This window comes from Salimicrobium salexigens (genome assembly GCF_900156705.1).
Taxonomy (GTDB): Bacteria; Bacillota; Bacilli; order Bacillales; family Halobacillaceae; genus Salimicrobium; species Salimicrobium album.
The window spans coordinates 1-13,245 of record NZ_FTOK01000010.1; the positions used below are offsets into that span (position 1 = coordinate 1).

The window sequence follows — 13,245 nt, forward strand, 5'->3', positions numbered from 1 at the left end:
TTCCTAAAGTGTAATACATCCAGCTTGAATTGGACAGGATAGACTTGTTTGGAGCGCTTCCTTTTCAATCCTTCTTCCCCGAACGCTTGATACGCTTGGACCCACCGTCTTATGGGTGTTTTATCAGGAAGAGTGTATTTTTTGGCTAACAAAGCGTATCCTAAAGAACCTTCGAGATATTCCCTTACCACCTTTACCTTAAATGCTTTACTATACTTGGACATAAAAACACCCCGGAAGTTAGATTTTTTACTCTAACTTCCGGGGTGCACTACCTTCCGTAATGCAGACGGGGGATTTTTCATTATTCGCTGATACCGGCCGATACTTCCTCGGCCATTTTTTCAAATGATCTTAAGCCGCCTCCGGACAGATACCAGACTGCCGGATCCAAATAGACTTTTTTAGCATCTGTCTGGTTGACCAGATCGTTATCATACAATTCCTTCGCCTGCCCTTCACCGCTGACTACCTTATCGCGGTCGATAATGAAGAGATAGTCAGGATCCTGTTCCGCAATATACTCAAACGTTACACTCATACCATGAGTGGAGGCTTCGATCTCTTTATCAGCCGCCGGTACTCCGAATACATCGTGGACGAGCCCAAAACGTGACCCGGGTCCGTAGGCACTGACTTTTCCACCGGTCGCAAGCGTTACGAGACCAGTCTTATCCTCCGGCATATCTTCTTTAATCTGCTCAATATCTTTTTTCAGTGCCGAAACCTTCTGGTCAGCTTCTTCCGTTTTACCGAAAATTCTGGCAAGGGTTTGAGTATTCTTCTCGAATGATTCCATATAATTTTCGTTATCCATACCTACATAAACAGTAGGAGCAATATCACTGAGATCTTCGTATGCCTCGGACTGACGACCTGAGATAACAATCAGTCCGGGGTCCATACTATTGATTTTTTCGAAATCAGGTTCTTTCAGACTTCCAACGTTTTCATAATCATCTTCTTCATATTTCGACAGATAATCGGGAAGGGTACTCGATTTCGCTACACCGTCTGCTTCTATACCGAGGGCATCGAGCGTATCAAGCGCTCCGAAATCAAATACGACTATGTTCTCCGGATTCTTCTCCACTTCCGTCGTTCCGAGTTCGTGCTCCACCATAACGGTTTCTTTACTCTTCTCCTTGTCTTCCCCGTCACCGGAAGAGGCACCGGCTTCTTCTTCCGAACTTCCGCAGGCCGCGAGCACCATCATTACGAGCACACTAAGAGTCATCAACAATTTCTTCATATTCATTCTCCTTTATTCTTTTTTATTATTCAGGTAAAAAACACACAAATACGGTTGCCGTCTATGTTACATACATTGAATTCCATATCGTAAACTTCACGGAGCACGTTATTCGTAATCATCTCTTCCGGATGCCCCTCGTACACACACTTTCCATCTTTCAACGCTACGATGTGATCGGAATAACAGGAGGCGAAGTTGATATCGTGAATAACGATTACAACCGTCTTCCCGAGATCATCCACCATGCGCCGGAGTGCTTTCATAATCTGTTTAGAATGTTTCATATCCAGGTTATTGAGCGGTTCATCAAGAAGGATGTAATCGGTATCCTGGGCGATGACCATCGCTATGTAAGCCCGCTGTTTCTGTCCTCCGCTCAGTTCATCGAGAAAGCGGTCTTCGAAATCTTCGAGCTGCATGTATTCAATCGCTTCATTAATCAGTTTCTCATCTTCTTTTTTCAGCTTTCCCTGCGAGTAGGGGAAACGTCCGAAGCTTACCAGTTCCCGGACAGTGATCCGCACTTTGATATTATTCGACTGTTTCAGAACGGAGAGCCGCTTGGCCAATTCTTTGTTGTCGTAGGAAGTGATTTCCTCGCCGTCGAGGAGTACAGAACCTTCGTCTTTCGGAATGAGCCGGCTCACCATCGACAGAAGCGTACTTTTTCCAGCTCCGTTCGCCCCGATAAAAGAGGTGATCGTACCTTTCTTTATATGGACGGATACGTCATCGACCACTTTCACTTCTTTATAAGCCTTGGATACATTCGTTACGTCTACCATACGTCATTCTCCTTTACTAACAGATAGATGAAATAAATACCGCCGACGAAGTTCACAATGACACTGATGGTCGTGGAAAAAGTGAAAACGTGTTCCACAAACCACTGCCCGAGCAGCAGACTGAAGATACTTACGAATATCGCTCCCGGGATAAGATACTTATGACGATACGTCCGGAACACTTCGTGGGAGACATTGGCCACAATCAGCCCGAGAAAAGTAATCGGACCAACAAGTGCCGTTGCGACGGAAACGTATACGGCTATTACACCGAGCAGGCGTTTCACCACCGCGTCATAATTGACGCCGAGATTCACCGCCTCTTCCTCACCGAGAGAGATTACATCCAGATACTTCGTATACCTGAACAGATACAGTGTAGCTGCGAGAAGCAGAATTCCTCCCACAAGCAATAACTCCGTATTGGCATTGTTGAAACTTGCGAACATCTTATCCTGCACGACGAGGAATTCGTTCGGATCGATCAGTACCTGGAGGAACTCCGAAATACTGCTGAAAAATGTTCCGAGAATAATGCCGACGAGCAACAGGAAGTAAATATTCTTCCCTTCTCTTTTGAATATGAACAGAAACAGAAGAAGGGCAAACACGACCATAAGCCCGACAGACAGAAGGAAATGAAAGTGATTGTTCATCATCACAAGCGTTCCGCCTCCGAGCAGGAAGACGATTGCCGTCTGCAGTAGAACGTAAAGAGAATCGAATCCAATCAGGCTCGGTGTGAGAATCCGGTTATTCGTAATGGTCTGAAAGATGACCGTGGATGCTGCAATGGCCGCTCCGGTCATCGTAATCGCGGCCACTTTCTCAAGGCGCCTCGGGAGGACGTAATCCCACTGCCCTCCGACATCCCAGAAAACAAACAGCAGAATGCTTGCAACCGACAGAGACAGTAATATGATCAGTTTTTTGTTATAGCCCATACGACCGTCTCCTTAACAGTAAATAAAGGAAAATACCACTGCCGAGAACTCCGACAGTCAGACCGATGGATATTTCATAAGGGTAGATGATAACCCGCCCGAGGATGTCACATACGAGTACGAACAGTGCCCCGAGCACCGCCGTCTGCCATATACTGCTCCTTAAGTGATCCCCCTGGTAAATCGTCACGATATTCGGAACAATCAGCCCGAGGAACGGCAGCATCCCGGCTGTAAGTACGACGGAGGCTGTAATCAGTGCTACAAGCCCGAGCCCCAGATAAAGAACTTTCTGATAGCTGAGCCCTAAGTTGGAAGCAAAGTCTTCCCCCATCCCGGCGATAGTGAAGTGATGTGCAAATATGTAAGCGAGAATCACTACCGGAAGGCTTAAGTAAAGAAGTTCGTAACGGCCCTCGATCAGCATGGAGAAATCCCCGTGAAGCCACGTCCCTATGCTTTGGACGAGATCAAAACGATAGGCGAGAAACGTCGTAACGGAACCGATGATATTCCCGAACATCAGTCCGACCAGAGGGATGAAGACCGCGTCTCTGTATCTAATCTTATCGAGGATTTTCATGAAAACGAACGTACCGGCCAAAGCGAAAAGAAAAGCCAGCAGCATTTTCTCCATCATCGATGCCGAAGGGAACAACAGCATACCGACGAGAATCCCCAGTCTTGCCGAATCCATCGTACCGGCTGTCGTCGGGGAGACGAATTTATTCTGGCTGAGCTGCTGCATAATCAGTCCGGCGATACTCATACTCATCCCGGCGATAAGAAGGCTGACAAGCCTCGGAATTCGGCTGACGAACAGGACTTCCTGCTGTTCGTCGCTTAAGGAAAAAAAATCCGTGATCGATAAATCAGACACCCCGATAAAAAGGGAAAGAATCGAGAAAAATATTAAAAGAAAACCCGTAATCCACCATTTCATATCCAATTCTTCCTAACCAACCTGCTTCTATTTACAAAAAAATCCTTGTCTAGACAAATATAAGTACAAAAAAAGAAGCAGTTGTAAAAATGATAATCATTCTCAATGACAAGTAAATGATATCAATTCTCAATGAGAGTGTCAACTGCTTCCGAGATTATTTCGAATTTTTTCAAGAAAAAGCTGTCCGCTGCGCTTTTCTTCCTCTGTCATTCCCGCACAGGCTTCGTCGATTGTATCCAGAGCCGTCCGATTCAGCTTCTCTTCTTCCTGTCTCGCCCATTCCGTCGGGTAAATGTAATTCCTCCGCTTATCTTCCGGGTTTACGTAACGGTAAATGTACCCGGCCTTCTCCATCCTTCCAAGCAGTCTCGATGTCCCGGCTTCGTCTCTTTCAATGGAGACGGCAAGCATCCGCTGCGTCTGTCCTTCTTTCCCGTACAGACGGCTCATTATCTGCCACTGTTCATACGTCAACGTGTGCCCGATTTTTTTGAAATTCTCATTCAGTCTTGCGTTCATTACCCGGGAGGCCTGAAAAAGCTGATACCCCGGCGATTCGTCCATTACATATTTCCGATTCATGATCCGCACTCCCTCCGTTAAGTAATAGTCGTCCGTTGTGATAGAATGATAATAAAGACAGTATTTCTCTTACAGCAAAGGATGATAGGAACATGAAAATGAGAAAACGCAACAATGTTCAGATATACGGAAACGGCACGACCCCGATCATTTTTGCCCACGGTTTCGGGTGTGACCAGCATATATGGGAATACGTCATCCCCGGTTTCTTCGACATGTATCAGGTTATTCTTTTTGATTACGCGGGTTCCGGCAACTCCAGTGCGGGCTCCTACTCCGAAGAGCGCTACAGTTCCGTCGACGGCTATGCAGAAGACGTCATCGGCATTATGGAAGAGATGGCTCTCACGGATGCAATCTTCGTCGGACACTCTTTCAGCGGCATGGTCGGCCTGAAGATCGCGCTTGAACGCCCCGAACTTCTGCGCTCGAACATCATGCTCGGTGCTTCTCCCCGTTTTCTTAATGAAGACGGCTATAAGGGGGGTCTTGAAGAAGAAGATCTGGAGAAGCTTCTCCAAATGATGGACAGCGATTACCGGAAATGGTCGAAATACATGGCCGAGCTTTTTCTTGAGGAGATAGACGCACCGAAAATGAAAGAAGAACTGGAGGAGATGCTGGCCGATCAGTCTCCGGAGGTCACCCGTTCTTTTGCCGAAGTGGCGTTTACGCTGGATATGCGGGAGAAACTGAAAGAAAACACCGTACCTTCCCTGCTCCTTCAGTCAAAAAAGGACTCCCTCGTCCCGCCTGCGGCCGGTGAATATTTACGGGAACACCTTCCTTACAGTGAATCCGTCATGCTGGATGCAAAGGGGCATGCTCCTCACCTCAGTCATCCGCAGGAAGTGACCTCTTTGATCTTGGACTACATCGAACAGAAGCTGTGGAAAAGCAGCTGATTAATAATTTACGGAGAAGGCAGGCCCAGTACTGTGAGAAGGGTCTGTCTTTTGTTTATACATACGTATTCGGGGAAAACCGGAAAATTCCTGTCAAAAAAATCGTTACTGTATACAGTAACGATTACTTCCGGACTTCTCCGAATATATATGCGCGTTTATTTTAAAATATGGCGGAGGAGGAGGGATTCGAACCCCCGCGGGCCGTAAAGCCCCTGGCGGTTTTCAAGACCGCTCCCTTCAGCCGGACTTGGGTACTCCTCCGTGTGACCGACAATTAGTAATATACCACGCCTCCCGGCAGGCGTCAATAAAATTTCGGCAATTCGCCGCCGAAAATAAAAAACCGCCTTCTCCCCCTGAACACGAGCCCGTGCTTCAGAAAGGAAAAAGGCGGCCGTATGCACACAACCCGTTACTTGATGACTTCTTTGCCGCCCATATAAGGACGAAGAACTTCAGGAATGACGACCGTGCCATCCTCCTGCTGATAATTTTCGAGGATAGCTGCTACCGTACGGCCGATAGCGAGCCCCGAACCGTTCAATGTATGCACGAATTCAGGTTTGCCGTTCTTCTCCCGGCGGAAACGTATGCCGGCGCGGCGGGCCTGGAACGCTTCAAAGTTGGAACAGGAACTGATTTCCCGATACGTTTCATAGCTCGGAATCCAGACTTCGATGTCGTATTTCTTAGCAGCCGTGAACCCGAGATCTCCCGTACACATGCTCATTACCCGGTACGGCAGTTCAAGCATCTGCAGAATCTTTTCCGCATGTCCCGTCAGTTCCTCCAGCCGCTCATAGGATTCCTCCGGTTTCGACAGCTGTACGAGTTCCACTTTGTTGAACTGATGCTGGCGGACAAGTCCCCGCGTGTCCCTTCCGGCAGAACCGGCTTCGGAACGGAAGTTCGTACTGAAGGCGACCAGTTTTTTCGGAAGCTCGTCAATCGGCAGAATCTCGTCACGATGATAGTTCGTAACCGGAACTTCGGCGGTAGGGATCAGGAAGTAGTCCCAGCCCTCAAGTTTAAACGCGTCTTCTTCGAATTTCGGAAGCTGGCCTGTACCCGTCATCGAATCACGGTTTACGATTTGAGGAGGAAGCATTTCCTCATATCCGTGCGTATCCGCGTGATGATCCATCATGAAGTTCAGCAGGGCCCGCTCCAGTCTTGCTCCTGCCCCTTTATAGAAAACGAAGCGGCTCCCCGTCACTTTGGCGGCGCGTTCGAAATCCAGAATACCGAGGTTTCCTGCCAGGTCCCAGTGTGCTTTCGGTTCGAAACCGAAAGATGTAATGTCCCCCCAGGAACGGGTCAGAACGTTATCGTCCTCATCACTTCCGACCGGCGTACTTTCGTGCGGAATGTTCGGAATGGACAGAAGGATCGTCTGCAGCCTCTCTTCCGTTTCCTTAAGCTCCCCGTCGAGCGTTTTGATGCGTTCCCCGACTTCCTGCATTTCTTTTATTTTTTCGTCGGCATCCTGTTTTTCTTTTTTCAGCTGGGAAATTTCTTTGGATACCTCGTTCCGCTTCGCTTTCAACTCTTCACTTTCCCTGATCAGTTCTCTTCGTCTCGTATCCAGTTCCTCAAAGGAATCGAGTTCCGAGAGGTCTTCCCCCCGCTCCCGCAGTTTCTCTTTCACTTCCCCGAAATTCTGTCTTACATATTTTAAATCGAGCATATGTCATCCTCCTCTGTTTAATGTATAACATCAGTCATTAAAAAAAGACTCCCATCCCTTTATAAAAAAGGGACGAGAGTCTGAATTCCCGCGATACCACCCCGATTGAAGAGCAGCTGCTCTTCCGGCTCGACCTCCGTAACGGGGAGGGTCCGTCCTGGCTCATCACCAGACGCTCCGGGATGGATTCTCATCAGTTTTCTGTCAGTTTTCACCGGTCCCTGACTCTCTTTGAAGAAAAGCTGATGATACTTGTTCCGTTCAACGCGTTTTTTCTATTTACTTACTATACAGATTAGCTCATTCCCGCTCAGGATGCAAGCGTGCGCTTAGAATTTTCCACCATACTCACGAAATGGGCAGTAAGACGGTGGTCTTTCGTAAGTTCCGGATGGAAAGAACAGGCGAGAAGGTGGTCTTCCTGCGCTACGACGATGTGACCGTCGTAAGTGGCCAGAACTTCGGTATTCTCCCCGACCCGTTCAATGTAGGGTGCCCGTATGAAAACGGCATTATATCCGTCCGCCACGCCTTTGATGTCAAGATCGGTTTCAAAACTGTCCCGCTGCCTTCCGAAAGCGTTCCGACGGACACTCATATCCATAAGTCCGAGATGAGCGTCATAAGAGCCGTCGATTTCCCCGGCAAGTAAAATCAGACCGGCACAGGTGCCGAAAACGGGCTTTCCTGCATTTGCAAAAGCGCGGATCGGCTCAAGAAACCCGTATTGATCGATGAGGCGGCGCATCGTCGTACTCTCACCGCCCGGGATGATAAGGCCATCGATCGTCTCAAGCTGTTCTTTACGTTTTATGATTACCGCTGTCGCTCCGGAAGCCTCCACGGAGCGGATGTGCTCCCGGAAGGCTCCCTGCAGAGCAAGTACACCGATAGTAGTCATGAGGCATTTCTCCTTTACTTATTCACTGCGCTCCTGCATGCGGTCGGTCGTTTCGTTCATCTCTTCGCCTTTCATCGCGGTACCGAGACCTTTGGAAATCTCAGCAATCAGCTTGTAGTCGTCGTAGTGAGTCGTCGCTTCCACGATGGCCCGTGCAAACTCTTTAGGACGGTCGGATTTGAAAATACCGGATCCGACGAATACGCCGTCCGCGCCAAGCTGCATCATAAGCGCTGCGTCTGCAGGAGTGGCGATACCGCCCGCTGCGAAGTTTACGACCGGAAGGCGGCCTTCTTCCCGGATCTCAAGCAGAAGATCGTAAGGTGCACCGTTCTCTTTTGCATAAACCATCACTTCGTCTTCGTCCATCGACTGAAGACGGCGGATCTGTCCCTGGACTTCACGCATATGACGGACCGCTTCCACAATATTACCGGTACCCGGCTCCCCTTTCGTACGAAGCATGGAAGCACCTTCCGCAATACGGCGGGTCGCTTCTCCGATATTACGGCAGCCGCATACGAATGGAACCGTATAGCCGTCTTTTTTAATGTGGAATACTTCATCCGCAGGAGTAAGTACTTCACTTTCATCGATATAATCGACGCCCATCGATTCGAGGACACGCGCCTCGGCGATGTGACCGATTCTCGCTTTTGCCATTACAGGAATCGAAACGGCGTTCATCACTTCCTCAACGATCGTAGGGTCCGCCATTCTCGCAACCCCTCCGGCCGCTCTGATGTCGGACGGTACGCGTTCAAGTGCCATAACCGCAACAGCTCCGGCCTCTTCGGCTATTTTCGCCTGTTCCGCATTTACGACGTCCATGATGACGCCGCCTTTCTGCATTTCTGCCATACCTCTTTTTACAACATTCGTTCCTGTTCGAGCCATGTTGATTCCTCCCTGTTCTGTATCTATATCCATCGATTACTACAATTTTCTTTACTATTTTAACGCATTTTTCCCGTCAATCCTACCATTATCAACCATCGTTATCGGAAAATTAATCAAAACCAGCTTTTGACCGTATCGACGGCTCCTGTGAACATGTCACTGAAGAAGTTCCCGACATTTCCGAGAGTGAGCATGAACCAGTTCGACTTCTCCACTCCGGTCGTAGTCACAAGCGGCACGGAGGGGGCGCCTCCTTCGATAAGGTTGGCTTTCTTTCCTTCCCCTTCATACACCAGTTTCGCTTCCCCGACTTTCTGACCGGACTCGACAGGTGCCGTAAGTTCCTCTTCCTTCAGGGAGTATTCAAGAGAATAGGAGTCTTCTTCTCCCTGTTTGACCATCGCAGAAAGAGCTTTGCCCGTTTCGACGGAAACATTGTCCTCTTTTCCTTTTGATACCGGAACAGAACTTTCATCTTTTTTCTGGTGTCCGGCTGCAAACAGTTCCTTCGTCTCAAACTGATCGAAACCGTAATCGAATAACTTGGCCGTTTCCCGGAAACGGGCTTCCCGGCTGTCCGTTTTCATAACGACGGAAATAAGCCGCTGGTCTCCCTGTTTAGCTGTACCGGTAAAGGTGTTGCCGGCTTTCTCCGTATATCCCGTTTTCAGACCGTCGACCCCTTCATAGCCGAAATTGGAAAGGTACCCCGGCATGTCGGGGATCATCCAGTTCCAGTTCTGAATCGTCTGACCGTCGAACTCGGCCGTACGTGTGCCGGAGATGTCCAGTGCCTGCGGATAATCGTTCACCAGATGATACGCAAGGGTAGCGGTCGCTTTCGCCGACATGAGATTATTATCATCGGCACCCGTCCCCTCCGGCACGTGATCACCCAGGTCACTGTTGGCAAGGCCGGTGCTGTTGACGAATTTATAGTCTTCCATCCCCAGTTCCTCCGCCTTTTCGTTCATCATCTTGACGAATTCCCCTTCGGAACCTGCAATCAGTTCTGCGAGAGCAATGGAGGCTGCGTTATCGGAGTTGATCGCCATCGCTTCATAAAGCGAACGGACAGTGTAGTCCTTATTCTGGGTCATCCCCACTCCGGAAAAGGAGGGATCTGCCGAAATACTGTAAGGATAGTCGGAGATCTGGGTGGTGGTGTCCCAGCTGATACTTCCGTCCTCAATCGCCTCCATCACAAGATACTCCGTCATCATTTTCGTCATACTTGCCGGCGGCAGAGCCTGCTCCGCTTCTTTCTGAAAAAGTATATCTCCCGTATCAGCATCCACAAGAATCGCTGATTCCGCTTCTGTCTCCACTTCCCGTGCCAGAATGTCCGCGGGAGCTAGAAGAGTTGATGTTATAACGAGTAACGTTAATATAAGTGCTGTTTTCCATCTTTGCATTACTATTTTCGACCTCCGCTGTATATAAATTTACGCTTTACAATTTTACCATACCCCCCTGTAAAAAAATAGATGCGGGTGCCTCATCTGACTGTAAAAATATGAAAATTAAATATAATTGCATAAAAATAAGGAGAGACTCTCTGAAAAATCAAAGAGCCTCTCCTGTGATGGCCTGCGCCGGCCGGTTATACCGAGTAGTTCGGTGCTTCTTTCGTAATCTGAACGTCGTGAGGATGGCTTTCGCGCAGGCCTGCCCCCGTAATTCTCGTAAAGTACGCATCGTTTCGCAGTTCCTGGATCGTCTTCGTGCCGCAGTATCCCATACCGGAACGAAGACCGCCGAGAAGCTGATGGACGGTGTCGGCAAGCGGGCCTTTAAAAGGAATACGTCCTTCGATGCCTTCGGGTACGAGCTTCTTCGCTTCGCTTCCGCTCTGGAAGTAGCGGTCTTTCGATCCCGCTTCCATTGCTCCGACCGAGCCCATGCCGCGATACACTTTAAACTGACGGCCCTGGAAAATTTCCGTATCGCCCGGGCTTTCTTTCACCCCGGCCAGCAGACTGCCGAGCATAACGGCGGAGCCGCCGGCAGCGAGAGCTTTCACGATTTCCCCGGAATATTTGATTCCTCCGTCAGCGATGATGGACACCCCGTGTTTTTCCGCTTCTTCGGCACAGTCGTAGATAGCGGTTATTTGAGGTACACCCACGCCGGAGACGACCCGTGTCGTACAGATAGAGCCGGGACCGATCCCCACTTTCACGACATCCACGCCCGCTTCGATCAGATCGCGGGTCGCTTCTTTTGTAGCCACGTTTCCGGCGATGATATCAACCGATGGATAAGCTGCACGGATTCTCTTCACCTGCTCCATCACGCCTTCCGAGTGTCCGTGAGCGGTGTCGACGACGAGAGCGTCCACGCCTGCTTCCACCAGTTTTCCGATACGCGTCATCGCATCAGCCGTTACGCCTACGGCAGCTGCTGCAAGAAGGCGGCCCTGTCCGTCTTTTGCGGCATTCGGGAATTCAATCACTTTTTCTATATCTTTAATAGTGATCAGACCTTTAAGCGTGTTGTTCTCGTCGACAAGAGGGAGCTTCTCTATCTTATGTTTCTGCAGTGTATGCCCCGCTTCTTCGATTGTAGTTCCTACCGGAGCCGTAATCAGATCTTCGCTGGTCATCACTTCGGAAATCCGCAGGGAGTAGTCTTCCACAAAACGCATATCCCGGTTCGTAATGATGCCGACCAGTTTTCTTGAAGTGTCGTTGTCCACGATAGGGACGCCCGATATTCTATATTTGCCCATCAGATGTTCGGCATCGTACACCTGATTTTCCGGAGTAAGGAAGAAAGGGTTGGTGATGACCCCGCGCTCCGAGCGTTTGACCATATCCACCTGTTCCGCCTGTTCTTCAATGGACATATTTTTGTGAACGACTCCGAGGCCCCCCTGGCGGGCCATCGCGATAGCCATCGAAGCTTCGGTCACCGTGTCCATGCCGGCACTTACTACAGGAATGTTCAGCTTCAGCCTGGAAGTCAGGTCAACGCTTAAGGATACGTCCCTCGGCAATACTTCCGACTTTCTCGGCATCAGCAATACATCATCGAATGTGAGTGATTCTTTTTGAAATTTATCTGTGCGCACGTCTCTCTCTCCTTTTCCCTCCCGAAGGAAGCTATCTTATATATTGTTATTTACAATAAGACATCCGCCGTCGTTTTTCAACCTGAAAAGTTATAAAGACGTCAATAAACTTCCTCCACGTGCAGTCCTTCATCTTTTAAAGACAGCAAAATCTGGCTGCGCTGCAGCCGCACCATGGGATGAGCCGGAGTTGAAGGATCGACGAACACTATGGTGGCCAGTTCTTCGTTGGAAAGTTTCACCGTCGTTCCTACGGATATACTGGCCAGATCTTCGACGAGCATTTTGATCACTCTCATATCGTATTTGCCGAACTGCTCTTTCTGGATTTCTTCGATCACTTTGAAAGGAGACTGTTTTTTACGGTAGGGACGCTCCGATGTCATCGCATGGTAAACGTCACTTACGGCGATGATCTGACTGTAGAAGTGGATTTTTTTCTGTGAAACCACGAGAGGGTACCCCGACCCGTCCAGCCGCTCGTGATGCTGAAGTACGGCGTATTTCACTTTCTTGCTCAAAACGGTCAGATCCTCGACCATCCGGTAGGAATGCACCGGGTGCTGGCGGACTTCAGCCATTTCCCCGGCGCTCAGAGAGCCCTTTTTCTTCAGTATTTCCGGGGAAATAAGCGCCATACCGGCATCACTCAACAGACCGCCGAGAGCAACCTGGATCCATTCCCCCTTCTCAAGACCGAGTCTCTGCCCGAGGTAACCTGCAATCAGGCCCATCGCTACACTGTGATGGTGCATATAGTCATTTTCACTGGAATAGTGGTGAAATCTCAGGATTTCCTGACGGGCTTCGGATGCTTTGAAAAGTAAAGGTAGGAACCACGTCCTTATTTCCGGAAGATCGATACCCGAGCGGTTCCCCCATTTCGTGAACATACGTCTGTGATGATGGACCGCGCTCAAGTATTCTTCCCTGAACTCCTCGTTCACCGTCGCCTCCATATCTTCCGGTTCATAATGTTCGGATGCTTCCTCAAACGTCTCCCCGCTCGAAAGCCTGGAGGAAATCTCCACTTCCCGGATACGGAAAGCACGAAGAACGTTGATATGTATCGGATGAAGCACCGTATTCTCCGGTATGAGCGGACGCGAAGTTTTCCCTTCCACTTCTTTGATCAAAATACATCCCGGTATCAGTTCATTTACGCTTACCTGCATCTTTTTCCCGCCTTCCTAAGCATTCGGCCCACTTTAAAGAAAGGTCCTTTACTTATACTATCGACTTCTTCTCCTGCTATTTCAGTCAC

General features: G+C 49.2%; 13 protein-coding genes, 1 tRNA gene and 1 other annotated feature. Of the genes, 1 reads left to right on the forward strand and 13 read right to left on the reverse strand.

All coding sequences use genetic code 11. The features are described from left to right. The 6 genes from BW931_RS11140 to BW931_RS11165 form a co-directional block, all read right to left on the reverse strand. Positions 1-224: helix-turn-helix domain-containing protein (locus BW931_RS11140; protein ID WP_143541882.1), on the reverse strand; the 224-nt coding region annotated here is incomplete at its 3' end. A gap of 80 nt (positions 225-304) precedes the next feature. Then, positions 305-1,252 (reverse strand): siderophore ABC transporter substrate-binding protein, encoded by a 948-nt coding sequence (locus BW931_RS11145; protein WP_076572371.1) that lies wholly within the window; start codon positions 1,250-1,252, stop codon positions 305-307. 29 nt (positions 1,253-1,281) lie between these two features. Next, positions 1,282-2,040 carry an iron ABC transporter ATP-binding protein gene (locus BW931_RS11150; protein ID WP_008590249.1) on the reverse strand — a complete coding sequence of 253 codons (759 nt, stop codon included), beginning with the start codon at positions 2,038-2,040 and terminating at the stop codon, positions 1,282-1,284. Beyond that, positions 2,034-2,984: an iron chelate uptake ABC transporter family permease subunit gene (locus BW931_RS11155; protein WP_076572373.1), complete on the reverse strand. Its 951-nt coding sequence runs from the start codon at positions 2,982-2,984 to the stop codon at positions 2,034-2,036. Before BW931_RS11155 ends, BW931_RS11150 begins: the two co-directional genes overlap by 7 nt. Next, positions 2,974-3,927, reverse strand: a complete 954-nt coding sequence (locus tag BW931_RS11160; protein WP_076572375.1) for an ABC transporter permease — start codon at positions 3,925-3,927, stop codon at positions 2,974-2,976. Before BW931_RS11160 ends, BW931_RS11155 begins: the two co-directional genes overlap by 11 nt. Before the next feature lie 141 nt (positions 3,928-4,068). After that, positions 4,069-4,512, reverse strand: a complete 444-nt coding sequence (locus BW931_RS11165; RefSeq protein WP_008590256.1) for a MarR family winged helix-turn-helix transcriptional regulator — start codon at positions 4,510-4,512, stop codon at positions 4,069-4,071. A 92-nt stretch (positions 4,513-4,604) separates the two neighbouring features. Here BW931_RS11165 and BW931_RS11170 point away from each other — a divergent pair, with 92 nt between their 5' ends. Then, on the forward strand, positions 4,605-5,417 hold the full coding sequence (locus BW931_RS11170; RefSeq protein WP_008590258.1) for an alpha/beta fold hydrolase: 813 nt from the start codon (positions 4,605-4,607) through the stop codon (positions 5,415-5,417). 171 nt (positions 5,418-5,588) lie between these two features. Here BW931_RS11170 and BW931_RS11175 read toward each other — a convergent pair. From BW931_RS11175 to BW931_RS11205, 7 genes are all read right to left on the reverse strand, one after another. Continuing rightward, positions 5,589-5,681 (reverse strand) — tRNA-Ser (locus BW931_RS11175). A 151-nt stretch (positions 5,682-5,832) separates the two neighbouring features. Continuing rightward, positions 5,833-7,107 (reverse strand): serine--tRNA ligase, encoded by a 1,275-nt coding sequence (gene serS, locus BW931_RS11180; RefSeq protein ID WP_008590263.1) that lies wholly within the window; start codon positions 7,105-7,107, stop codon positions 5,833-5,835. Positions 7,108-7,172: 65 nt separating this feature from the next. Further along, positions 7,173-7,381 (reverse strand) — a binding site (T-box leader). A gap of 36 nt (positions 7,382-7,417) precedes the next feature. Next, positions 7,418-8,008, reverse strand: coding sequence for a pyridoxal 5'-phosphate synthase glutaminase subunit PdxT (pdxT, locus tag BW931_RS11185; RefSeq protein WP_076572376.1), 591 nt, complete (start codon positions 8,006-8,008; stop codon positions 7,418-7,420). Between the two features lie 18 nt (positions 8,009-8,026). Continuing rightward, entirely contained in the window at positions 8,027-8,905 is an 879-nt protein-coding gene (gene pdxS / locus BW931_RS11190; protein WP_076572378.1) for a pyridoxal 5'-phosphate synthase lyase subunit PdxS, read from the reverse strand. A gap of 116 nt (positions 8,906-9,021) precedes the next feature. Continuing rightward, positions 9,022-10,323, reverse strand: coding sequence for a serine hydrolase (locus BW931_RS11195; protein ID WP_076572380.1), 1,302 nt, complete (start codon positions 10,321-10,323; stop codon positions 9,022-9,024). A 188-nt stretch (positions 10,324-10,511) separates the two neighbouring features. Beyond that, positions 10,512-11,981, reverse strand: coding sequence for an IMP dehydrogenase (gene guaB, locus BW931_RS11200; RefSeq protein ID WP_076572382.1), 1,470 nt, complete (start codon positions 11,979-11,981; stop codon positions 10,512-10,514). Positions 11,982-12,082: 101 nt separating this feature from the next. Continuing rightward, positions 12,083-13,156 (reverse strand): HD-GYP domain-containing protein, encoded by a 1,074-nt coding sequence (locus BW931_RS11205; RefSeq protein WP_076572384.1) that lies wholly within the window; start codon positions 13,154-13,156, stop codon positions 12,083-12,085. Between the last annotated feature and the right edge of the window lie 89 nt (positions 13,157-13,245).

Coding starts and splice junctions, on each gene's coding strand:
- BW931_RS11145 (WP_076572371.1), bottom strand. CDS start 1,252: ATGAAGAAATTGTTGATGACTCTTAGTGTGCTCGTAATGATGGTGCTC.
- BW931_RS11150 (WP_008590249.1), bottom strand. CDS start 2,040: ATGGTAGACGTAACGAATGTATCCAAGGCTTATAAAGAAGTGAAAGTG.
- BW931_RS11155 (WP_076572373.1), bottom strand. CDS start 2,984: ATGGGCTATAACAAAAAACTGATCATATTACTGTCTCTGTCGGTTGCA.
- BW931_RS11160 (WP_076572375.1), bottom strand. CDS start 3,927: ATGAAATGGTGGATTACGGGTTTTCTTTTAATATTTTTCTCGATTCTT.
- BW931_RS11165 (WP_008590256.1), bottom strand. CDS start 4,512: ATGAATCGGAAATATGTAATGGACGAATCGCCGGGGTATCAGCTTTTT.
- BW931_RS11170 (WP_008590258.1), top strand. CDS start 4,605: ATGAAAATGAGAAAACGCAACAATGTTCAGATATACGGAAACGGCACG.
- serS (WP_008590263.1), bottom strand. CDS start 7,107: ATGCTCGATTTAAAATATGTAAGACAGAATTTCGGGGAAGTGAAAGAG.
- pdxT (WP_076572376.1), bottom strand. CDS start 8,008: ATGACTACTATCGGTGTACTTGCTCTGCAGGGAGCCTTCCGGGAGCAC.
- pdxS (WP_076572378.1), bottom strand. CDS start 8,905: ATGGCTCGAACAGGAACGAATGTTGTAAAAAGAGGTATGGCAGAAATG.
- BW931_RS11195 (WP_076572380.1), bottom strand. CDS start 10,323: ATGCAAAGATGGAAAACAGCACTTATATTAACGTTACTCGTTATAACA.
- BW931_RS11205 (WP_076572384.1), bottom strand. CDS start 13,156: ATGCAGGTAAGCGTAAATGAACTGATACCGGGATGTATTTTGATCAAA.